We start from the raw sequence: 19,910 nt of genomic DNA, 5'->3' as shown, positions 1-19,910 counted from the left end.
GTTTCGGCAATTAGTCGTTGCGCTGGCCGAACAGGAACAGCAGCGACTGGAACATGTTGATGAAGTCGAGATAGAGCGAGAGCGCGCCAAAAACGCTCTTCTTCTGGGCGACTTCATAGCTGTCGCTCTCGTAATACATGTCCTTGATGTTCTGCGTGTCCCAGGCGGTCAGCCCGGCGAACACCAGAACCGCGATGATCGACAGGGCGAACTGCAGGCCGGTCGATTGCAGGAACAGGTTGACGAGGCCGGCGATCACGAGGCCCCAGACGCCCATCACCAGGAAGGAGCCGAAGGCGGAAAGATCGCGCTGGGTCATGTAGCCATAGAGGCTCAGACCGCCGAACGCCGCCGCGGTGATAAAGAAGATGCGCGCGACCGACGCTCCGGTGAAGATCAGCAGAAGCGACGACATCGACAATCCCATCACCGCCGCGAAGGCGAGGAAGAGATTGCGGGCGGTCGCGGCGGAAATGCTGTTCGCGCGTGCGCCGATGAAAAAGACGAAGGCGAGCGGCGCCAGAATCACCACCCAGCGCAGCGGCGTCGTGTAGAGCATCTGGCCGAAGGGCGTCAGCGCGAGGGCGCCCGGCGCCGACTTGGCCACTGCCAGCATGTAGGTGCCGAGCGCGACAAGCCCCGTCACGCCCAGGCCGAGCGTCATATAGTTGTAGACGCCGAGCATATAGGCGCGCAGGCCCTGGTCGATCTCAGCCGTGGTCGGCCGCGCGACCCCGCGCCCATAGCCGAAGCTGGTGTTGCGGTCGAAGTTGGACATGTGATCCTCTTGAGTCTGTTTGGCCAGTCGGCGCCTCACGAGAGCGCCTCCCGCCTCGCGCTGAATATGGCTCCGCCTTAATTATGTGGCAAGCTGGCGACGAATGAACTCTTGTTAAGGTGGTTGCGAATTAAGGCGCCTTCACGAAAGTTGGCGCCGGCATGGAGCTTTTTCGGGTTACCGTCAATTAATGTTGCGCCGCACCCGTTGTTGCGCCGCGGAGCGCTCCTTCTGGCGTCTGGCGGTTCGAGGACAGGCTTGCGCCCGAAAGGGCAAGCGCATTGCGCAGCGCAGGATGGCGGCCGATCGTCGCACACTTGCTGATAGCCGGGAATCCGCTAACATCAAGCCTCAGGCGTCCTTGAGACGTTTTCTCGAGCGTAAGCTTGACGGAACTGCTTTGTGCGGCGCAAAGCAGTATTTCTGAGTGTCGCGTGTTCTTGCACACGAAGACCCAGGAGGTCATCATGCGTGAAGGTGGAAATCCGGACGCGCATCCCGCGCCGCAGGGGAGCGACAATCGCCCCGCTCGCCTGGGCGTTTGCCGTTTCGCCAGGGGCGTTCGCCTCGCACTTCTCCCGGTCGCCGCCGTCCTGGCGGTCGCCGTCGCGGGGGCGCCCGATCCGGCCGAAGCGCATGGCCGCCTGGGCGCGGCCGAAGGCCGATGCCGATTGTTCATCGGTCCCGACATCATGAATTTCACCGGCTATCTGCCGGAGGCGTCGAAGAACGAGTTCTGCGAGGACATTCCCGCGACCGGCCCGATGATCATGGTGCTGGACGCCGAGCAGGACGAATTGCGCGACATGAAAGTCGAGTTGCGCATCGTCAAGGACGTCGGCGGCGAGGACAAGGAGAATGAAAATCTCCCGGCTGTCACAGTCGCCTACCGGGAGCCGAAAACTTATCCGACCGGCACGATCAATTTTGAGCATAATTTCGACGAGCCGGGCTATTTCGTCGGAATTGTCACGGTCACCGGCGATCACGGCGAGCGTTGGGTGTCGCGCTTCCCCTTCTCGGTCGGGAAGACCTTCATGCGCACGCTTCCCGTCTATCTGACCCTCGGGATTGGCACGCTCGCCGCGTTCTTCATCTATCTCATCCATCGCCGTCGCGAGACCGCCGCAACCAAGGCCCACAAGCCGCCGCCGGCGCCGCCCGCGCCGCCGCCCACGACGCCGGATGAGAATCACGGCCCCGAGGCCACTCCAGCCGAGTGACGGGGCCTTCGGTTCGGCGTTCGATGCTTCGCCGGCGCGGGTGCGCGCCGGCGCTTCTCGGCTTTGCGCGCGACGCGATATTACTGTTCGGGCGACGCTCCGCCGCCATCGATCTGGCGGCCGATCTGCGCGATCGCGCGCTGATAGACGGTGGCGGCGTTCCACGCCTGAATCGCCCCGAAATTGCTTTCGCCCGGCTGATAGCCGCCGCCGGCGCGCCAGCCGTGGGCGTGAAGGAAGTTCGCCGTGGCGTTCAGCGCCGCCGCGGCGTTGTCGAGATTGCCGCCGCCGCCATAGTTCAGAATGTTTTTCGGCAGGAATTGCGTATGTCCGATCTCGCCATGCATCGAGCCGCGCGCATTCGGCGACAGCGCGCCGCGATCGACCAGGGTCAGCGCGGCGTAAAGCTGATCGGTGAAATAGTCTGAGCGGCGACAGTCATAGGCGAGCGTCGCCACCGCCGAGAGCGCATGCTGATTGCCGTGCACTGCGCCAAACCCAGTCTCCATTCCCCAAATGGCGAGCAGAGGCCCCGGCGGCACGCCATAGCTTTGCTCGATTTGCGAGAAGAGCCCGCCGTAGGACCGCTTGAGCGCGCGTCCGCGCGCCACAATGGCCGGGCCGCCGCGTTTGGCGAGGAACTGGTCGAGCGACAGGCGGAAGCTTTTCTGGCCGCGATCGGCCGAAATCGTCGCCGTATTGTAATGCGTCCCCATCAGAGCGCTGATGCCGGCCTGGCCGATGCCCTGAGCGCGCGCCTCCTGGGCGAATTCCTGCTTCCAGTTCTCGAAGCCCGCCGCCGAATGTCCGCATTGGGCCGCCATCGCCGGATGAATCATCGCACTAAACGCGAGCGCGGTCGCAATTGTGAGGGCAGTCCGCATAGCTGTTCTTCCCCTTTGTCCCATACTTTTGAACGAGCTTTTCTCTGGCTTCAACGTCGGGCGTTCGCGTCCGCTCCGTTCGGCCCAGCCTATCCACTTCTCCAAATTGTTTCATCCCGCTTTCAGCCGGAGCTTACCCTGAATCAACAATTTCGCGCCACCGTCACGTGAGCGATCGTAAGCTTGACGCTGCTGCGCGCCGCCGCTTGGCGGGACAAGCATCATTGACGAACCGCGTCAGTCGGCTAGCATCTTCCCAAATGTATGCCTCATGCGTTCCCGGATGACGTTGCTGCAGCCATGCGCGCAGGACGGGAGCCGGCAAGTGGGGATGAGTTTTGCAAGACATTCTCGAAAGCGAATGGACGCTCAGCGCGGTCAAACGTCGTGAAGAGGAGCGCCGAAAGAGCGAGCGCGCCGCGCGTGGAGGCGAGCCCGAAACCAACCAAACGCCTCACGCTCCCTATGTGTCAGGCGATAATTGGGTCGCCGAGGCCTTCAGGCGCCGGCAAGAGCAAGAGCGTGCAAGAGCGGAAAGCCATCAACGCTCGGGCGACGATCGTGCGGCGGTCGCAAGCGCTGAAGTTCCTGTCGACAATTGGCTGATTGAAGGGTTCAAGCGTCATCAGGAGGAAGAGCGACGCGTCGAATTCATCTCCAGATCGGATGACGCCGGCGCCCCGGCCATCGGAAACGACGATGCGAATTCCTCGCCCAAGCAGGCCCTTGTTGTCGTGGAGGAACTCAGCCCATTGGCGCCGGCGGAACCCGCGGGCCGCGAGACGCGCGCCGATGATCAAGCTTCGTCGGGAGCCGTCGGCGCTCTCGTAGCGGTCGGCGGCGAAAGGGCTCTCGTCAGGCGACGGCCGAGCGGCGTTGGTCGACTGATCGCCATCGCCGGCGTCGTCGTCATTGGTCTGGTTTCCCTCTTCGGCCTCAAGACGGCGCTCTGGAATTCCGGCGATTCGCCGCGCGGCTTCAATCGAGGAGCGCCAGGCGCTGCTCCGCCGCCCGCCAAAAAAGCAAAAACGCGCCCGGCTCCCGCACGTCCGTCGCATGGCGAAGGAACGCCGAACGTCCAGCCGACTCGCCCCGCGGGCAATGGCGGCGCGCCAAAGGGCGATTCAACCGCTCGTCCGGCCGACGCCGCGCCGGCAAAGCCCGGCGAGGCCGCCACAATTCCTGCGCCGGCCGTCGAAGCGCCGAAAACTCCGACGCAGAATCCTGCGGCGCCGGGTCCTCAGCCGGAATCCAAAGCGGCGTCTCCCCCTGCGGCGCAGGGCGACAAATCCCCCCAAGTCAAGGAGGCTGCGCCGGCCCCGACTCCGGCCGCTCCCAAGGAAGCGGCGACGCCCGCGCAGCCCGACAAGGGTTCAGCGCCGAAGCCCGAGTCCGTCGGCGCTGAAAAATCGCACGAGGGCGGCGGATCAGAGCAGGATCAAAATGCTTCTGAGCCCAAGCGCGAGACGCCAAACGCCAATGCCGACTCGAAACCGAAACAGCAGGCGCAGCAAAAAAGCGGCGCCCGTCGCTCTTCCCGGAAGAGCGACGGCTTTTCCGCCTTTCTGAAACGCACCGCGAATTCGGTTCGTCGATTTTTCGGGCGGCTCGGCGCACAGCAGTAATTTCGCCTCTCAACGGCGCGGCGCGAGCCGCGTGAACGGGTTTATTGGACCCGGCGCGCGATGATGCCCATTTGAAGATCACGCGACACGCTGATCGAAGCAACCGTGTCGGTCTCTCATTTCCATGAGACGCGAGCATTGCCGTGAGAACGATTATCGAGCCGTTTCGCATCAAGATGACCGAAGCGCTGCCGATCACGACGCGCGGCGCGCGTGAAGACTGTCTGGCCGCGGCCTTCAACAATGTCTTCCTCCTCGACGCCGACTGCGTCACCATCGACCTGCTGACCGACAGCGGCACGGGCGCGATGTCCGACCGGCAATGGTCGGCGCTGATGCTCGGCGACGAAAGCTATGCGGGCAGCCGCTCCTGGCGGCGGTTCGAGCAAACCGTGCGGGAGATCACCGGCTTCAGACATATCTTCCCGACGCATCAGGGACGCGCAGCGGAGCGCATTCTCGCCGCGACTCGTCTGAAAAAAGGGAACGTCGTTCCCAACAACGGCCATTTCGACACGACGCGGGCGAATATCGAATATGTCGGCGCCGTCGCGACAGATGCGCCAACGACCGAAGCGCGCGATCTCTATTCCGAGAAACAGTTCAAGGGGAATATGGACCTCGACGCGCTGGCGCGATTGATCGAGATCGAAGGCGCCGCCAACATTCCCTTTTGCATGATCACCGTGACCAACAACACCGGCGGCGGCCAGCCGGTGTCGATGGAAAATATCCGGCGCGTCAAGGAACTGCTGGAGAGGCGCAACATCCCGCTGATCATCGACGCCTGCCGCTTCGCTGAAAATGCATTCTTCATCAAGCAGCGCGAGCAAGGCTTCGCCGATCGAAGCCTGCTCGACATTGCAAGGGAGATGTTTTCATTCGCCGACGGCGCGACGATGAGCGCTAAGAAGGACGGGCTCGCGAATATCGGCGGGTTTCTCGCCTGCAACAATGATGATTGGGCAAACGACTTCCGCAACCTGCTGATCCTGACCGAAGGATTTCCGACTTATGGCGGACTCGCCGGCCGCGATCTCGAGGCGATTTCCGTCGGCCTGATGGAAGCGCTGGAATATGACTATCAGCGCTATCGTCATGCGACCGTCGACTATGTCGCGTCGGCGCTGATCGCGCGCGGCGTGCCGATCGTCCGTCCGGCCGGCGGCCACGCCATCTTCATCGACGCCGCCGCCTTCTGCCCGCACTTGGCGCCGAGCGACTATCCCGGCATCGGACTGGTCAATGCGCTTTATCTCGAAGGCGGGATTCGCGCCGTCGAGCTCGGCAGCGTGATGTTTGGAAAGCCCGCGCCGGACGGCGGGGAAATCGCCGCGCCGCATGAATTGGTGCGGCTGGCGTTCCCTCGCCGGGTCTACACCCAAAGCCACTTCGATTATCTCATCGAAACGCTCGACGCCGTTTGGCGCCGGCGCGCTTCGATCAAGCCCTACCGGATCACGCAACAAGCGCCGTTTCTCAGACATTTCACCGCGCATTACGAGCCGGCAGAGCGTTGAGGCGCGCCAATCAAGCGGTTGACGACGGACCTCCCTGGGCGGCTTGAAACTGAACGAGTTCGGTCGCCGAATAGTCGCCGCTCGCATCGCAGTTCGGGCAGGTCGCGCTGAATGACGCCGTCCCCGATATGTCGAGCGCGCCCGTGCCGGTCGGTTCGTTGAGAATGGCGAAGTGCTGGCGGCACTTTTTGCAGGCGAAGCCGATATACCAGTTCCCCGGGATAAGCGCCGGCAAAGCGGAAACGTCATAAGCGCCGGTGAATCGAATGCCTTGGGACATGAAGCGTCTCCCGACCTCTGCCTTTAACATTCATGTAGCGCCCGGCGCCTGCGTGACGATCCTTGTCGTGTTGCGCGCGCATTTCGGATCGCGCCTGACGAGGCTATGGCGTCTTTGACGGCGCAGAGCGATTGATCGTAAGGGCGCGAGTCGCGATGGCGCGCAAATTCTTAAGGCTTTCAGGTCTAAGCAACGCGTCGGCGACATTTCCATTCTCCCCCGCTTATGGGAGAAGGGCACGCGCGAGGAGACGCCAAACGGCGGACGCCGCGCGCAACTTCAACCTGTTTCTGGACGCTTATGACCTTCCCCGATATTTCCGCCGATATCGCCGCCGCCATGCCGCAATTGCGCGGACGCGTCGCCGCCAACGAGCCGCTCGCGCCTCTCACCTGGTTTCGCGTCGGCGGGCCGGCGCAGATTCTCTTCATGCCGGCCGACGAAGCTGATCTCGCCTATTTTCTTGCCCATCTGCCGAGTAAGATTCCAGCGACCGTCGTCGGGCTCGGCTCCAATCTCATCGTGCGCGACGGCGGCGTCGAAGGCGTCGTCATCCGGCTTTCGGCCAAAGGTTTTGGCGAGATCGTCGTTGAGGACGGCTGCCGACTGCGGGTCGGCGCCGCGGTTCCCGACGTGAAGGCGGCGCGCGCCGCCGCCGAAGCGGGGATCGACGGCCTCGCCTTCTATCGTGGCATCCCCGGCGCGATCGGCGGCGCGTTGCGGATGAACGCCGGCGCGCATGGCGGCGAAACCAGGGATGCGCTGATCGAAGCGCGCGGCGTCTACCGCAGCGGCGACATCAACGTTTTTTCCAACGCGGATCTCGGCTATTCCTATCGCCACTGCTCGGCGCCGGACGATGTGATTTTCACTCAGGCGCTCTATCAGGGCCGTCCCGGCGATCCGGCGACGATTCTCGCCGAGATGGAGCGCATCACCGCCGCGCGCGAAGCCTCGCAGCCAATCAGGGAAAAAACCGGTGGCTCGACCTTCAAGAATCCTGAAGGCCACAAGGCGTGGCAGTTGATCGACGCCGCCGGCTGCCGCGGCCTCGTCGTCGGCGACGCACAGGTCAGCGAAATGCACTGCAATTTCCTCATTAACCGCGGGCGCGCGACCGCCGCCGACATCGAGGCGCTCGGAGAGGAAGTGCGCCGGCGCGTGCTTCAGGCGAGCGGCGTCGAACTGCATTGGGAGATCAAGCGGATCGGCGTCGCTTGAGAAGAAGGAAACGGCGAAATTGCATGGTCGGCGCCGAGACCTTAGCCTGGACGCTTAGGGAGACCGAAGTCATGAAGCGTCGCCAAAAATCGCCGACCGGGCTGGACGCCCAAGAAATGGCGGCGAGATCGAAGCGCGGCGACGATCAACGAGTCAAGGAACGTCCTTCGACCAAAGATCGAGGCCTCGCGAAGACCGACGCTCAAAGCGATGACGCCTGCCCTTTCGCCACATTCACCGAATGGGCTTTTGACGCTGACGAAGCCGCCTACCGCGATCTTTAGCTCTTTCTTCTCAATCCGAGACCAACATGACCAAACATGTCGCCGTTCTGATGGGCGGGCTCTCCGCCGAGCGTGAAATCTCTCTGCGCTCGGGCGAAGCCTGCGCGAAGGCCCTCGAAGACCAAGGGTTCAAGGTGACGCGTGTCGACGCCGGACATGACGTGGCGAATGTCCTCGCGGCGCTTAAGCCCGACGTCGCCTTCAATGCGCTTCACGGCAGGTTCGGCGAGGACGGCTGCATTCAGGGCGTATTGGAGCTGCTGCGCATCCCCTATACGCATTCCGGCGTGCTCGCGTCTTCGGTGGCGATGAAAAAGGACGTGGCCAAGACGGTCATGGCGGCCGCGGGCGTTCCGGTTCCGAAAGGGCGCGTCCTGCACCGGCTGGAGGCCGCCAAGGCGCATGCGCTGCCGCTTCCCTATGTGCTCAAGCCCATATCAGAAGGCTCATCCTTCGGCGTGTTCATCGTCAATGAGGGGCAGGAGCATCCGCCGCAGGAATTGTGGCGCGAGGATTGGACGCATGGCGACATGATGCTGGCCGAGCAGTTCATCGCCGGCCGCGAACTCACCTGCGCCGTCATGAACGACAGGGCGCTGGACGTGATCGAAATTCTCGCCGCCGACGGCGGCTGGTACGACTATCACGCCAAATACGCTAAAGGCGGTTCGAAACACGTTCTTCCGGCGAATCTTAAACAGAATATTTACCAAGAGGTCCAACATTTGGCCCTTGAGGCTCATCGAGCTCTCGGCTGTCGCGGCGTGAGCCGCGCGGACTTCCGATACGACGACCGCCCCGGAGGTACGGGCGAGCTCGTCGTATTGGAGGTGAACACCCAGCCGGGAATGACGGAGACCTCGCTCGTGCCAGAAATGGCGGCATACGCAGGTTTTTCGTTCGGCGAGCTGGTCAAATGGATGGTGGAAGACGCTTCCTGCGATCGATAAAGGAGTCGTTTACGGCTCGGGATTCGCTCGTCCCGATCGTTTCCGCGGGAGCTCCTTACGCCTTCGCGACTGCGGCCGCCGTCGCGCCCGCCCCGCCGGCGACCGCCGCCGCTCCCGCTGCGGCGGTCCCGCCGCGCGCGCCGGCGCGCAAGGGTCGCGGCAAGAGCCTTGCCTCGCGCTTCGCCTTCCTCGGCCGTCCCGGCGTCGGCACGCTGGCGGTGCTGGCGCTGTTCGGCCTTGTCGGCGCGGCCGGCTTCGTCGAGAACGGCGGCTATGCCGCGCTCGTCGCGAGCGACGGCGAACTCTATGACATCGCGGCCCGCGCCGCCGGCTTTCCGATTTCCGCCGTCACCATCACCGGCCAGTCGCGTTTGCGCGAGCGCGAACTGCTCGACGCGGCGGGCGTCGGTCCGCGAAACTCCTTGCCCTTCCTCGATGCGACGGCGGTGCGCGAGCGGCTGATGCAGGTTCCGCTCGTCAAATCCGTGCGGGTCATGAAGCTCTACCCGGATCGTCTGGTGATCGCGATCGAAGAGCGGCAGCCGAGCGCGCTCTGGCAGCGCGACGGACGCGTCGCGGTCATTTCCGAAGACGGCGTGCCGATCGATGAATTGCGCGACGAGCGCTATCTCGGCCTGCCCTTTGTCGTCGGCGAGGGCGCGCAGAAGCGCTTGCTCGAATTTCACATGCTGCTGGGGAGGGCGGGCGATCTCGCGCATCGGATCAAGGCCGGCGTGCTCGTCGCCGGCCGCCGCTGGAACCTCGATATGACCAATGGCGTCACTGTGAAGCTGCCGGAGCTGGATCCGTTCGGCGCGCTGGACACGCTTGCGCGCCTGCAGCGAGAGGCGCGGATTCTCGACAAGGACGTGATGTCGATCGACTTGCGCCTTCCCGATCGGATCGGCGTCCGGCTCACGGAAGAAGCGGCCGCGGCGCGCGAAGCGCAGCTCGCGCCGCACAAGTCGTCAAAGAGTGGTGGTTAGCAGCATGATCTCGCCCATCGTCCCGCCGCGCATGAAGCCGCTGTCGCCGCGTCGCTCGGCGACTTTCGTCGCGCTCGACGTCGGCACATCGAAGATCGCCTGCCTCATCGCGCGGCTGACGCCGCTTGGCGCGGTCGCGCCTGGCGACTGGCGCACCCATCGCATTCGCGTCGTCGGCATCGGCCACCAGCGCTCGCTCGGCGTGAAGAACGGCCTTGTCGTCGACATGGACGCCGCCGACGCCGCCATTCGACAGACTGTCGACGCCGCCGAGCGCATGGCCGGCATTCAGGCGGATCGCGTGATCGTCACCGCCGCCGGCGGACGATTGTCGTCGCAGCATTTTCAGGCGAAACGCGTCATCGGCGGCCGCGAGGTCGCCGAACACGACATCCATCGCGTTCTCGAAGCCTCGGCGGCGCATCACCTCAATCGGGGCCGCATCGCCGTGCACTCGCTGCCGATGGGCTTCTCGCTCGATGGCGTTTCGGGGATCCGCGAACCCAAGAACATGATCGGCGAGGAACTGGGAGTCGATCTGCATGTCGCGACCTGCGATCAGGCGGCGGCGCGCAATCTGATCCTCGCGGTGGAGCGCACGCATCTCGGCGTCGAGGCGATGGCCGCCGCGCCCTATGTCGCCGGCCTCTCGACGCTCGAACCCGACGAGGCCGAGATGGGCGTCGTCGTCATCGACATGGGCGCCGGCTCCACGTCCGTCGCCGTCTTCGAAAGAGGCGAGATGATTCATCTCGACGCTGTCGCTCTTGGCGGCGGCCACGTCACGATGGACATCGCGCGCGGCCTCGACGCGCGCCTTTCCGACGCCGAGCGGCTGAAGACCTTTCACGGCTCTGCGATCGCTTCCACCTCCGACGAGCGCGAAACCATCTCCTTCGATCACGTCGGCGAGAACGATCACAAGGCGCATGCGCCAAAATCCCATCTCGTGCGCATCATCCGCCCGCGGGTCGAGGAAACGCTCGAATTCCTGCGCGACCGCCTGGCGAAAGCCGGCCATCCAAGCGGCCCAGGCCGGCGCATCGTGCTGACCGGCGGCGCGAGCCAGCTTACCGGCGTCGCCGAGGCGGCGCGCCGCATTCTCGGCGGACAGGTTCGGGTCGGTCGTCCGATCGGCGTCGAAGGGCTGCCGGAGTCGGCCAGGAGCCCCGCCTTCGCGGCCGCCGCCGGACTGCTCATCTATCCGCAGGTCGCCGGCCATGAATATTTCGAGCCGCGGCGGATCGAGCGCGCGGCGACGGGAACCGACGGATACATCTCGCGCGTAGGGAGATGGTTAAGAGAAAGCTTCTAGTATCGCGTGTGAGTGATTCTTTCGATCCGGCGCCGTTCGACAGCGACGCGCCGAGAATGATTGCCGAGGACGACGCGTTCGGCGACCGGGCGTCCAATGGCTAAGGACAACGGTCGCCGAGTCGCGAATGCAATGGTGAGAGGCCTGGCAGATGACGATCAACCTTAAAGCCCCCGAACTTCGGGAATTGAAGCCCCGCATCATGGTTTGCGGCGTCGGCGGCGGCGGCTGCAACGCCGTCAACAACATGATCTCTTCCGGCCTCTCTGGCGTCGATTTTCTTGTCGCCAACACCGACGCCCAGGCGCTTGCCTCGTCGGCGGCAGAGCGAATCATTCAGATGGGCCTGCAGGTGACCGAAGGGCTCGGCGCCGGCGCTCAGCCCGAGGTCGGCCGCGCCGCCGCCGAAGAAGCGCGCGAGGAAATCCGCGAGCATCTGACCGGCGCGCATATGTGCTTCGTCACCGCCGGCATGGGCGGCGGCACCGGCACCGGCGCCGCGCCGGTGATCGCGCAGATCGCGCGCGAGATGGGCATTCTCACCGTCGGCGTCGTGACCAAGCCGTTTCATTTCGAAGGCCAGCGCCGTCTGCGCATCGCGGAATCGGGCATTTCCGAACTGCAGAAATGCGTCGATACGCTGATTGTCATCCCCAATCAGAATCTTTTCCGCATCGCGACGGAAAAGACGACCTTCGCCGACGCCTTCGCCATGGCCGATCAGGTTCTCTATTCGGGCGTGGCGTCGGTCACCGATCTGATGGTCAAGGAAGGCCTCATCAACCTCGACTTCGCCGATGTGCGCTCGATCATGCGCGGCATGGGCAAGGCGATGATGGGCACCGGCGAGGCGACGGGCGAGAATCGCGCCAATCTCGCGGCCGAGGCGGCGATCGCCAATCCGCTGCTTGACGAAGTGTCGATGAAGGGCGCCCGCGGCCTGCTGATCTCGATCACCGGCGGCCATGATCTGACGCTTTACGAGGTCGATGAAGCGGCGAGCCGCATTCGCCAGGAGGTCGATGAGGACGCCAACATCATTCTCGGCGCGACATTCGACTCGACGCTCGAGGGCGTGGTCCGCGTCTCGGTCGTCGCGACGGGCATCGATCTCGCCGCGATCACGGTCGACGATCCGATGAGCGAATCGCGTCTCGCCGAGGCCGCCGAGCGTTTGCGCGCGCAATTGCAGCAGGCGCGCGCCCAGCAGGCCGCGCCGGCGGTCCAGCCGGCGCCGCTCGTGCGGCATTCCGAGGAGCCGACGGCCGCGGCCGGCTATTACGCCGAGCAGGCGCCCGCTCATGGCGTCTATCTCGAGCCGGCGCCGCCTCGCCTCGCCTATGGCGAGCCGCAATACGACGCCGTCGGCCACGACGCGCCGGTCGGCGCCTATGTGCCGCCGGCGCCGGAGCAGCCGCGCGCGCCTCGCATGCCGCAGATCGAGGATTTTCCCCAGCCGATCCAGGACCAGCTGCGCCAGCAGATGGGCGGCGGCGACCATCGTCGCAAGTCGCTCTTCGAGCGTCTCGCTTCTTTCGGCGCCAGCCGTCAGGAAGATTCGCTCTATGGCGCCCCTGCGGCGCCTGCGCCGCGCCAGCACATGGCGCCGGGCGGCCAGCCGTCGTCGACGCACGCCGAATATGGCAAGCGTCCGGCCGCCCCGGCGCCGCAAGGCGGACATGCGGCGCTGGATCCGCACGGCCGTCGCGCCCTGCAGCAGCGTTCGGCCGAGGAGGATCATTTGGAAATCCCGGCCTTCCTGCGCCGGCAGGCCAATCACTGAGCCGCGCAACGCTATGAAAAGGCCCGCCTCGCGGGGGCCTTTTCTTTTGGGCGTCCTGCTTTGTAACAAACTGTAGGAAACCGTGACTGGAGCGTCGGCGCTCGGATTTGCTATCTTTTGTCCGGGCTTTAGGGAGGGTTGCGCCATTCGCTCCGATTTACGCCGACATGCGCCGCGCGCGAGGCGCGACGCGTTTGCTTTCAGCGCCGCCGCGCCAGCGAATCAGCAAACCATCGGCCGCAGCGTGACGCTTGTCGGCGAGGGCGCGCACGGCGGTCGCCGCGCCAGCCTGACGATCGCCCCCGCCGGCGCCGGCGCCGGCGTCGTGTTCAATGTCGGCGGCGCCGAAATCGAGGCGCATTGGTCGCGCGTCGACGCATCGAAACTGCGCACCCGACTGGCGGGTAGCGGCGTCAGCGTCTCGACGGTGGAACATCTCATGGCGGCGCTGGCGGCGCTTGGCGTCGACAATGCGCTCGTGCTGCTCGACGGCGACGAAGTTCCGGCGATGGACGGCTCGGCCCGGGACTTCGTCTCGGCGATCGACGAGGCGGGATTCGCCCCGCTCGCCGCGCCGCGCCGACGCTGGCGCGTGGCGAAATCCGTACGGGTCTCGGACGGCGCCGGCTGGGCGGAGCTGCGTCCCGCGCCGGCCGGCCTTCGGCTCGATGTCGAAATCGCTTTTGCGAGCCCAGTCGGCCGGCAGCGGCTGTCGCTCGATCTCACGCCGGAAAATTTCCGGCGCGAACTGGCCGGCGCCCGCAGTTTCGGCTTTCTCCATGATGCGGAGCGGCTATGGCGCGAAGGTCTCGCGCTCGGCGCCAATCTCGACAATACGCTGGTCTTCGACGCGCGCGGCGCCGTCAATCAGCAGGGATTGCGATTCGCCGATGAATGCGTCCGCCACAAGATGCTCGACGTGATCGGCGATCTGGCGCTGGCGGGGGCGCCGATCATTGGCGCCTTCCGCTCCTATCGCGGCGGACATGCGCTTAACATCGCGCTGCTCGAAGCCGCGGCGCGCGCGGGCGCCCTGACGCCGGAATTCGAGCGCGCGCGCGGCGAAATCCCGGTGGAAGCGGCCCATCGCCCGTCGCCATAATCTCGCCAGATGAAGGTTCTTTTTTCAGGCGACCGCGAAGGCGTCGCGCGCCGCCGCGCTTTTGGCGCAGGGCAGGGGCGTCCTGCGGCGCGATTTAGTTGATCGGGCTTGGAAGGCGTCGGGACGCGCGGGCGTCCGACGGCGTCGCAACGGGGCAACAAATGGCGATTTTCGCTCGTTCATTCAGTGTGTTGGCTTTGGCGTCGGCCTTGTCGATCGGCGCCGCGCCGGCGCGCGCCGATCTCATGGATTCGATTACCAGCGGCTTCGGCCTCTTCGGCGGCGGCGGGTCCAAATATACCACGGAGATCACGCCCGACATTCCCCCCGACGATCTCTATAACGCCGGCCTGGCGCGGCTGAAGGCGAGGGATTACGAAGGCGCGGCCAAGAAATTCGGCGAGCTGGAGAAGCAGCATCCGTCATCGGATTGGGCCCGCAAGGGTCTGCTAATGATCACCTTCGCTCAGTTCGAACAGCCCAAATATGACGACGCGGTGCAGTCGGCGCAGCGCTATATCGGCCTTTATCCGAATTCGCCCGACACGCCCTATGTCTATTATCTCGCCGGCATGTCCTTTTATAATCAGGTGCCGGACGTGATGCGCGACCAGCAGTCGGCCGAGAAGGCGCTGGACGTTTTCAATCAGCTTATCCAGAAATTCCCGAAATCCGAATATGTGAACGACGCCCGATACAAGATTCAGGTGACGCGCGACCAGCTCGCCGCCAAGGAGATGAATGTCGGGCGCTTCTATCTCATCCGCAAGAATTACCCTGCGGCGATCAATCGCTTCCACGACGTTCTCGGCAAATATCAGACGACGCGCCACACCGAGGAGGCGCTCTACCGCCTCACCGAGGCCTATCTCGCGATGGGCGTCACCAATGAGGCGCAGACCGCCGCCGCGATCCTCGGGCATAATTACCCCGACTCGCAATGGTATAAGGACGCCCACGCCCTGCTAAAGAGCGACGGCCTGGAGCCGCATGAACACACCGATTCCTGGCTCTCCAAGGTCGGCAAGACGCTGCACGCGATTTAGCCGTCACGCGCCGAATAACATGCATGAATAAAGGCGCCGGCATGCGCCAGTGCGCGCCGGCCTTCTTCAAGACGCGCGTTCCATAGAGGCCACGCGTGAATCATGCGCGGCCAGATCTCCAATGTGACGGAGACGTCGGCCGCGCCGGCCGCCGCGGCGAGACGCGTCGAATCGGCGAGCAGCGTTTCGTTGGAGCCGACCTGGATCAGGAGCGGCGGCAGGCCGGAAAGATCGCCAAAGAGCGGCGAAACGCGCGGGTCGCGGCGATCAGTCCCCGCCGGGACATAGGCCTGCGCCAGCTCTTCGAGATAGGGCCTGTGCAGCAGGGGGTCGACGCCATCCTTGTTCGTCAGCGTTTCGCCGGAGAGCGTAAGGTCGGCCCAGGGCGACGCGAGCCAGGCGCAGGCGGGAAGCGCCTCCTTAAGATCGCGCAGGCGCATCAGCAGGGCGAGCGTCAGCCCGCCGCCGGCGCTGTCGCCGCCAACTGCGATCTGATGCGCAGCAAATCCCTGTTGGCGCAGAAACCGCCACGCCTTTAGCGCATCGTCATAGGCGGCGGGAAACGGATGTTCCGGCGCGAGCCTGAAGTCGATCGCAAGCGCGCTTGCGCGCGCGGCGCGTCCGGCCTCGCTCGCCATCCGGCGGTGGCTGACGATAGAGCCTGAGCAATAGCCGCCGCCGTGAAAGAAGAGCAGCGCGCGCGAGGCGTCACTCGTCGGCGCGCGGGACCATTCGGCGGCCATGCCGTCGATCGAAACCTCTTCAAACGAAATATCCGGCGCCGCTGGCCAGGCCTCGCCCACCTCCTCGATGCGGGCGCGCCGCGCCGCCCAGCCGACCGGCCTCGGCTTTTCGCCGAGCAAGGCGCGGATGTCGTTTATGCCGAGATCGGCCAAGAAATTCTCCATTTGGAAAAACCCGCCCGCGACTATAATCCCGGCGCGTTCCTGCGTCGCGGCGATGGATTCGCCGCGTCTCGCGCCGGGACCCTAAGCAGGGCCTCATGCTGGTTCGTCTCTCTATCCGCGACATCGTGCTGATCGACGCGCTCGACCTCGACTTCGCGCCGGGTCTGACGACGCTCACCGGCGAGACCGGCGCGGGAAAATCGATCCTGCTCGACGCTTTCGTTCTGGCGCTCGGCGGTCGCGGCGACGCGTCGCTGGTGCGCGCCGGCTGCGAACAGGGACAGGTGACGGCGGTCTTCGATCTTACGCCGGACCATCCCGCCCATCTCGCGGCGCGCGAATTCGGCCTCGCCAGCGAAGACGAATTGGTGCTGCGCCGCGTGCAGTCGGCGGACGGGCGCACCCGCGCCTTCGTCAATGATCAGCCGGCGACGGCGCAGGCGCTGCGCGCCATCGGGCGCGAACTCGTCGAGATTCACTGCCAGCATGACGAGCGCGCGCTGGTCGACCCGAGCGCCCATCGCGCGCTGGTCGACGCGCATGGCGGGCTCATGGCGCAGGCGAGCGACGTGCGCGCGCGTTACGGCGCCTGGCAGGCGGCGCGGCGCGCGCTGGCCGAGGAAGAGGCGCGCATCGCCAAGGCGCGCGCCGACGCCTATTTTCTCCGCCACGCCCATGCCGAACTGTCGGAACTCGCGCCGCAGCCGGGCGAGGAAGAGACGCTCGCCGAGCGGCGCCTTTTCATGCAGCGCGCCGAGAAGGTCGCCGCCGATATTTCCGACGCGCTCTCGGCTTTCGCCAATGACGGATCGCCGGCGCGCGACATCGCCCAGGCGGCGCGGCGCTTGGAGCGGCGTCTGACCCAGGCGCCGCAGTTGCTGGACGCGCCGGCCCGCGCGTTGACGCAGGCGGTCGACGCGCTGGGTCTTGCCGAAGAGGCGCTGGAGCGGGCGCTCACTGAGACAAAATTCGACCCGGCGGAATTGGAGCGGGTCGAGGAGCGGCTCTTCGCGCTGCGCGGCGTCGCCCGCAAGCATCAGGTCGCGGTCGCGGACCTTACGAAGCTTGCCGAGAAATTCGCCGACGATCTCGCGGCGCTCGACGCGAGTGAAGCGCGGCTCGTCGCGCTTGCAGGCGCGCTTGCCGAAGCCAAGCGCGCTTTCGACGCCGCCGCCCTGGCGCTCTCGCTCGCGCGCCAGAAGGCGGCGCAAAGGCTCGATGCGCTGGTCGACGCCGAATTGAAGCCGCTGCGCCTCGAGGGCGCGCATTTTTCGACGCAGGTGACGAGCGATCCGGACTCCGCCGGGCCGGAGGGGATCGACCGCGTCGAATTCTGGGTGCAGACCAATCCGGGCTCGCGCCCCGGTCCGCTGACCAAAGTCGCCTCGGGCGGCGAGCTCGCGCGCTTCATGCTGGCGCTAAAAGTCGTGCTCGCCGATCGCGGCTCGGCGCCGACGCTGGTTTTCGACGAAATCGACACCGGCGTCGGCGGCGCGGTCGCCGACGCCATCGGCCAGAGATTGGGGCGCCTCGCCAAACGCGCCCAGGTGCTCGCCGTCACCCACGCGCCCCAGGTCGCCGCCCGCGCCGGCCAGCATCTGCGGATCAGCAAGGGCGCTTTGCCCAAGGCGGGCAAGGAGAAGCGCGTCGCGACCAGCGTCGCCGTGCTGGCCGAAGGCGAGCGCCGCGAGGAAATCGCCCGCATGCTGTCGGGCGCCGCGATCACCGAGGAGGCGCGCGCGGCGGCGGCGAGGTTATTGGAGGGTGCGGGGTAGTTGCCGCCTTTTCGGCGGCGTCTCCGTTTGCGTTCCGCCATTGTCGAGAAGCGGAAAGTTTTGGGTGGCTCGCGACATGGCTGTTATGCGCCCCCGCGCCGACATTTGGTGGGAATTGCTAATGAGAGGCTTGCCGATCGCTATGGTCGGGAGCTGCGCGTGGCTGCAGTCATGCCATTCGTGGAGGACAACATAGGCCCGGCCCTGTCCCTAGACCTTCGGAGTGGTATGCCGAGCCTAGGTAACTAGGTGTTTGCTCCTTGGGATGGCGCTGGCGACATGCAAATTCGTAACAGCGTTAACCTCATGAAATGCCTCCGCTTGCGGTTACGGGAGAGCGCCCCGCTTCAATATCCCTCAAGACGGTCAAGGCCCTCCACGACGAGGACGTGGCCTGACGGGCACTCTGGGCGTATAAGTCCATTGCTGGACGCCTGATTCCATGAAACTGATCATATGATCCGCTACCGCGGCGAATTCTACCACCTATTGCGATGCTCACCATATGCTTCGATCCATAGAAGCAGTTGATTGGCAGCGTTCCAGGAAAGCGCAGAGAGCCTATCGCCCGTGCCTGATCTGACGTTCATTTCGCAGACACAACATGCACTGTTCGACGTCGTCTTCGTCCACGGGCTTGGCGGTGATTCCCGCGCCACGTGGTCTTCGAACTCCGGCTACTGGCCGGAATGGGTTGCTGAAGCCAATCGTTCCGCACGCGTCAGTGTGGTCAGCTACTCGTACAACCTTTCTATTTTTCGGCGCAAATCCATGACGATTGGAGACCATGCCATCGCGTTGCTCGAGCTACTGACGGTACACGAGGTCGGTACGCGTCCGTTGGTTTTCATCGCGCACGGAATGGGCGGCGTCATAGTCAAGGAGCTTCTTCAGAAGGCGACGATGAGGGCGCCCGCTTACAGGTCTATTTGGGGGCAAACCGTAGCAGTTGTTTTTCTAGCCACACCTGTTTCATTGCCGTCTTTCTTACAGCATCCGCTCTGGAGTTCCTTTGGTGGTGGATTAGTGACCGGAGCTGAACTTCATACGCTTGAAAATGCAAATAGGTTCTATCGAGACGAAGCGCCACGTAAGGGGATCACGACTCTCGCCTTCGCTGCCGCCAAAAGCCTATTGATTGCTCCAGATAGATCGGACCCAGGCGTTGCGGATGCAGTGGTTGTCCCACTTGACGCCTCCGACGTCGAAGTCGCTAAGCCAGAATCGCGAAGCTCTCTGGTAGTCGTAAGTGTTCAGCGGCTGCTCACGAATATTGAAGAGTTAATTCTCGAACATCGACTCCCTACGGGCTCAATTGGTGATGGCTCAATTGCCTAATGATGCCGAACTGTCTGGCGAGATCAGGACCAAGCAGGGGAACAATTCCTGGTTTTGGCAGGACGGAAAGGCTACCGTCCTCGTCTTTCTTCACGGCGTGCTGTCGGATTCATCGAAGTGCTGGCTCAATAGCCGAACGGGCACATACTGGCCGGACTTGGTGAGATTGGACGCGCGCACTGCCAACCTCGACATATTCTTAGCAGGTTTCTACACCGCGCTAGACAGCGGTGCTTACGAGATAGGTGACGCTGCAGAGGAAGTGATGAGAGCACTCCGCCGGAGAGACTCGCTTTTGCGAAAGCCGGTAATGGAATATGCCAATATTGTATTTGTCGCTCACAGCCTGGGCGGTGTTGTCACGCGGTACTTGCTCGAGAAGCATCGGGAGGAGTTTAAGGAGAAGAAGGTCGGTCTGATGCTCTACGCGTCGCCATCGTATGGATCGAAATGGGGCGACAAATTAGCGTTTGTGGGCACGTACTTCGCCCACGCGATGGGACATCAACTCAGATGGGGAAGCTGGTCGTTGGAGGATCTCGATGGTCGCTTCAGGGACCTAGTCAAGGAACAGAAAATTCCCGGACTATCGGGAATCGAAGCGGTAGAAAACCACTTCATTCTTCATTGGAAGTACTTGCCATTCTTCAAGAGAACACTTGTCGTAACGAAGGAATCCGCAGGTATGTATTTTGGAAGGGCTCAACGGATTCCTGGTTCAGACCACTTCAGTATTGTGAAGCCTGATAGCCACCATCACGACTCACACCTACTGCTCGTAGATTTCCTGGCCGAGAACAGGTTTATGTTGTAAGGCGTTGAGTGAGGGCGCTGACGCCCCGTTACAAGGGGCGCGATTCTCTGGGTGGTCTGCCGCTGAAGAACCGGAACG

17 protein-coding genes are annotated in these 19,910 nt (G+C 64.2%); 13 read left to right on the top strand and 4 right to left on the bottom strand.

Annotated elements, in window-relative coordinates:
- Nucleotides 1-10: 10 nt before the first annotated feature.
- Nucleotides 11-778, bottom strand: a complete 768-nt coding sequence (locus tag U1E20_RS07045) for a Bax inhibitor-1/YccA family protein (RefSeq protein ID WP_409979885.1) — start codon at nt 776-778, stop codon at nt 11-13.
- A gap of 467 nt (nt 779-1,245) precedes the next feature.
- Between U1E20_RS07045 and U1E20_RS07040 the strand changes: the two genes are divergently transcribed.
- Nucleotides 1,246-2,001: a hypothetical protein gene (locus tag U1E20_RS07040; RefSeq protein ID WP_409979884.1), complete on the top strand. Its 756-nt coding sequence runs from the start codon at nt 1,246-1,248 to the stop codon at nt 1,999-2,001.
- An 80-nt stretch (nt 2,002-2,081) separates the two neighbouring features.
- Here U1E20_RS07040 and U1E20_RS07035 read toward each other — a convergent pair whose 3' ends face one another.
- Nucleotides 2,082-2,885 carry a lytic transglycosylase domain-containing protein gene (locus tag U1E20_RS07035; protein ID WP_409979883.1) on the bottom strand — a complete coding sequence of 268 codons (804 nt, stop codon included), beginning with the start codon at nt 2,883-2,885 and terminating at the stop codon, nt 2,082-2,084.
- 338 nt (nt 2,886-3,223) lie between these two features.
- Between U1E20_RS07035 and U1E20_RS07030 the strand changes: the two genes are divergently transcribed.
- Nucleotides 3,224-4,510 carry a hypothetical protein gene (locus tag U1E20_RS07030; RefSeq protein ID WP_409979882.1) on the top strand — a complete coding sequence of 429 codons (1,287 nt, stop codon included), beginning with the start codon at nt 3,224-3,226 and terminating at the stop codon, nt 4,508-4,510.
- A 143-nt stretch (nt 4,511-4,653) separates the two neighbouring features.
- Nucleotides 4,654-6,030, top strand: coding sequence for a tryptophanase (locus U1E20_RS07025; protein WP_409979881.1), 1,377 nt, complete (start codon nt 4,654-4,656; stop codon nt 6,028-6,030).
- Between the two features lie 10 nt (nt 6,031-6,040).
- Here U1E20_RS07025 and U1E20_RS07020 read toward each other — a convergent pair whose 3' ends face one another.
- Complete coding sequence (locus tag U1E20_RS07020) at nt 6,041-6,310, bottom strand: hypothetical protein (RefSeq protein ID WP_409979880.1); 270 nt, start codon at nt 6,308-6,310, stop codon at nt 6,041-6,043.
- A 300-nt stretch (nt 6,311-6,610) separates the two neighbouring features.
- On the opposite strand from U1E20_RS07020, the gene murB reads away from it, so the two are divergent.
- From murB to U1E20_RS06985, 7 genes are all read left to right on the top strand, one after another.
- The gene (murB, locus tag U1E20_RS07015) at nt 6,611-7,531 is read left to right on the top strand and encodes a UDP-N-acetylmuramate dehydrogenase (protein ID WP_409979879.1); all 921 of its coding nucleotides are present in this window, start codon (nt 6,611-6,613) and stop codon (nt 7,529-7,531) included.
- 310 nt (nt 7,532-7,841) lie between these two features.
- Nucleotides 7,842-8,765, top strand: a complete 924-nt coding sequence (locus U1E20_RS07010; RefSeq protein WP_409979878.1) for a D-alanine--D-alanine ligase — start codon at nt 7,842-7,844, stop codon at nt 8,763-8,765.
- Nucleotides 8,732-9,751 carry a cell division protein FtsQ/DivIB gene (locus tag U1E20_RS07005; RefSeq protein ID WP_409979877.1) on the top strand — a complete coding sequence of 340 codons (1,020 nt, stop codon included), beginning with the start codon at nt 8,732-8,734 and terminating at the stop codon, nt 9,749-9,751. Before U1E20_RS07010 ends, U1E20_RS07005 begins: the two co-directional genes overlap by 34 nt.
- Nucleotides 9,752-9,755: 4 nt before the next feature.
- Nucleotides 9,756-11,066, top strand: a complete 1,311-nt coding sequence (ftsA, locus tag U1E20_RS07000) for a cell division protein FtsA (protein WP_409979876.1) — start codon at nt 9,756-9,758, stop codon at nt 11,064-11,066.
- A 151-nt stretch (nt 11,067-11,217) separates the two neighbouring features.
- Nucleotides 11,218-12,849: a cell division protein FtsZ gene (gene ftsZ, locus U1E20_RS06995; protein WP_409979875.1), complete on the top strand. Its 1,632-nt coding sequence runs from the start codon at nt 11,218-11,220 to the stop codon at nt 12,847-12,849.
- A 232-nt stretch (nt 12,850-13,081) separates the two neighbouring features.
- Nucleotides 13,082-13,951: a UDP-3-O-acyl-N-acetylglucosamine deacetylase gene (lpxC, locus tag U1E20_RS06990; RefSeq protein WP_409980365.1), complete on the top strand. Its 870-nt coding sequence runs from the start codon at nt 13,082-13,084 to the stop codon at nt 13,949-13,951.
- 161 nt (nt 13,952-14,112) lie between these two features.
- Nucleotides 14,113-14,997 carry an outer membrane protein assembly factor BamD gene (locus tag U1E20_RS06985; RefSeq protein ID WP_409979874.1) on the top strand — a complete coding sequence of 295 codons (885 nt, stop codon included), beginning with the start codon at nt 14,113-14,115 and terminating at the stop codon, nt 14,995-14,997.
- Here U1E20_RS06985 and U1E20_RS06980 read toward each other — a convergent pair.
- Entirely contained in the window at nt 14,994-15,905 is a 912-nt protein-coding gene (locus U1E20_RS06980; protein ID WP_409979873.1) for an alpha/beta hydrolase, read from the bottom strand. The genes U1E20_RS06985 and U1E20_RS06980 overlap by 4 nt on opposite strands.
- A 95-nt stretch (nt 15,906-16,000) precedes the next feature.
- On the opposite strand from U1E20_RS06980, the gene recN reads away from it, so the two are divergent.
- The 3 genes from recN to U1E20_RS06965 all read left to right on the top strand — a co-directional run bounded on the left by recN (nt 16,001) and on the right by U1E20_RS06965 (nt 19,832).
- Complete coding sequence (gene recN, locus U1E20_RS06975; RefSeq protein ID WP_409979872.1) at nt 16,001-17,680, top strand: DNA repair protein RecN; 1,680 nt, start codon at nt 16,001-16,003, stop codon at nt 17,678-17,680.
- 570 nt (nt 17,681-18,250) lie between these two features.
- A complete protein-coding gene (locus U1E20_RS06970; RefSeq protein ID WP_409979871.1) occupies nt 18,251-19,018 on the top strand; it encodes an esterase/lipase family protein in 768 nt (255 codons plus the stop codon).
- Complete coding sequence (locus U1E20_RS06965) at nt 19,002-19,832, top strand: hypothetical protein (RefSeq protein WP_409979870.1); 831 nt, start codon at nt 19,002-19,004, stop codon at nt 19,830-19,832. The genes U1E20_RS06970 and U1E20_RS06965 overlap by 17 nt, the downstream gene beginning before the upstream one ends.
- Nucleotides 19,833-19,910: the final 78 nt, after the last annotated feature.

This window comes from Methylocystis sp., from assembly GCF_046349115.1.
In the GTDB taxonomy this organism is placed as follows: Bacteria; Pseudomonadota; Alphaproteobacteria; order Rhizobiales; family Beijerinckiaceae; genus Methylocystis.
The sequence above is the reverse complement of the archived record's forward strand: the minus strand, read 5'-3'. Positions and strand labels throughout refer to the sequence as shown.

What these genes read in the sequence shown, in the direction of transcription:
- U1E20_RS07040 (WP_409979884.1), top strand. Translation starts at nt 1,246, where the DNA reads ATGCGTGAAGGTGGAAATCCGGACGCGCATCCCGCGCCGCAGGGGAGC.
- U1E20_RS07005 (WP_409979877.1), top strand. Translation starts at nt 8,732, where the DNA reads ATGGATGGTGGAAGACGCTTCCTGCGATCGATAAAGGAGTCGTTTACG.
- U1E20_RS07020 (WP_409979880.1), bottom strand. Translation starts at nt 6,310, where the DNA reads ATGTCCCAAGGCATTCGATTCACCGGCGCTTATGACGTTTCCGCTTTG.
- ftsZ (WP_409979875.1), top strand. Translation starts at nt 11,218, where the DNA reads ATGACGATCAACCTTAAAGCCCCCGAACTTCGGGAATTGAAGCCCCGC.
- U1E20_RS06985 (WP_409979874.1), top strand. Translation starts at nt 14,113, where the DNA reads ATGGCGATTTTCGCTCGTTCATTCAGTGTGTTGGCTTTGGCGTCGGCC.
- U1E20_RS07045 (WP_409979885.1), bottom strand. Translation starts at nt 778, where the DNA reads ATGTCCAACTTCGACCGCAACACCAGCTTCGGCTATGGGCGCGGGGTC.
- murB (WP_409979879.1), top strand. Translation starts at nt 6,611, where the DNA reads ATGACCTTCCCCGATATTTCCGCCGATATCGCCGCCGCCATGCCGCAA.
- U1E20_RS07035 (WP_409979883.1), bottom strand. Translation starts at nt 2,885, where the DNA reads ATGCGGACTGCCCTCACAATTGCGACCGCGCTCGCGTTTAGTGCGATG.
- ftsA (WP_409979876.1), top strand. Translation starts at nt 9,756, where the DNA reads ATGATCTCGCCCATCGTCCCGCCGCGCATGAAGCCGCTGTCGCCGCGT.
- U1E20_RS06980 (WP_409979873.1), bottom strand. Translation starts at nt 15,905, where the DNA reads ATGGAGAATTTCTTGGCCGATCTCGGCATAAACGACATCCGCGCCTTG.
- U1E20_RS07010 (WP_409979878.1), top strand. Translation starts at nt 7,842, where the DNA reads ATGACCAAACATGTCGCCGTTCTGATGGGCGGGCTCTCCGCCGAGCGT.
- U1E20_RS06965 (WP_409979870.1), top strand. Translation starts at nt 19,002, where the DNA reads ATGGCTCAATTGCCTAATGATGCCGAACTGTCTGGCGAGATCAGGACC.
- recN (WP_409979872.1), top strand. Translation starts at nt 16,001, where the DNA reads ATGCTGGTTCGTCTCTCTATCCGCGACATCGTGCTGATCGACGCGCTC.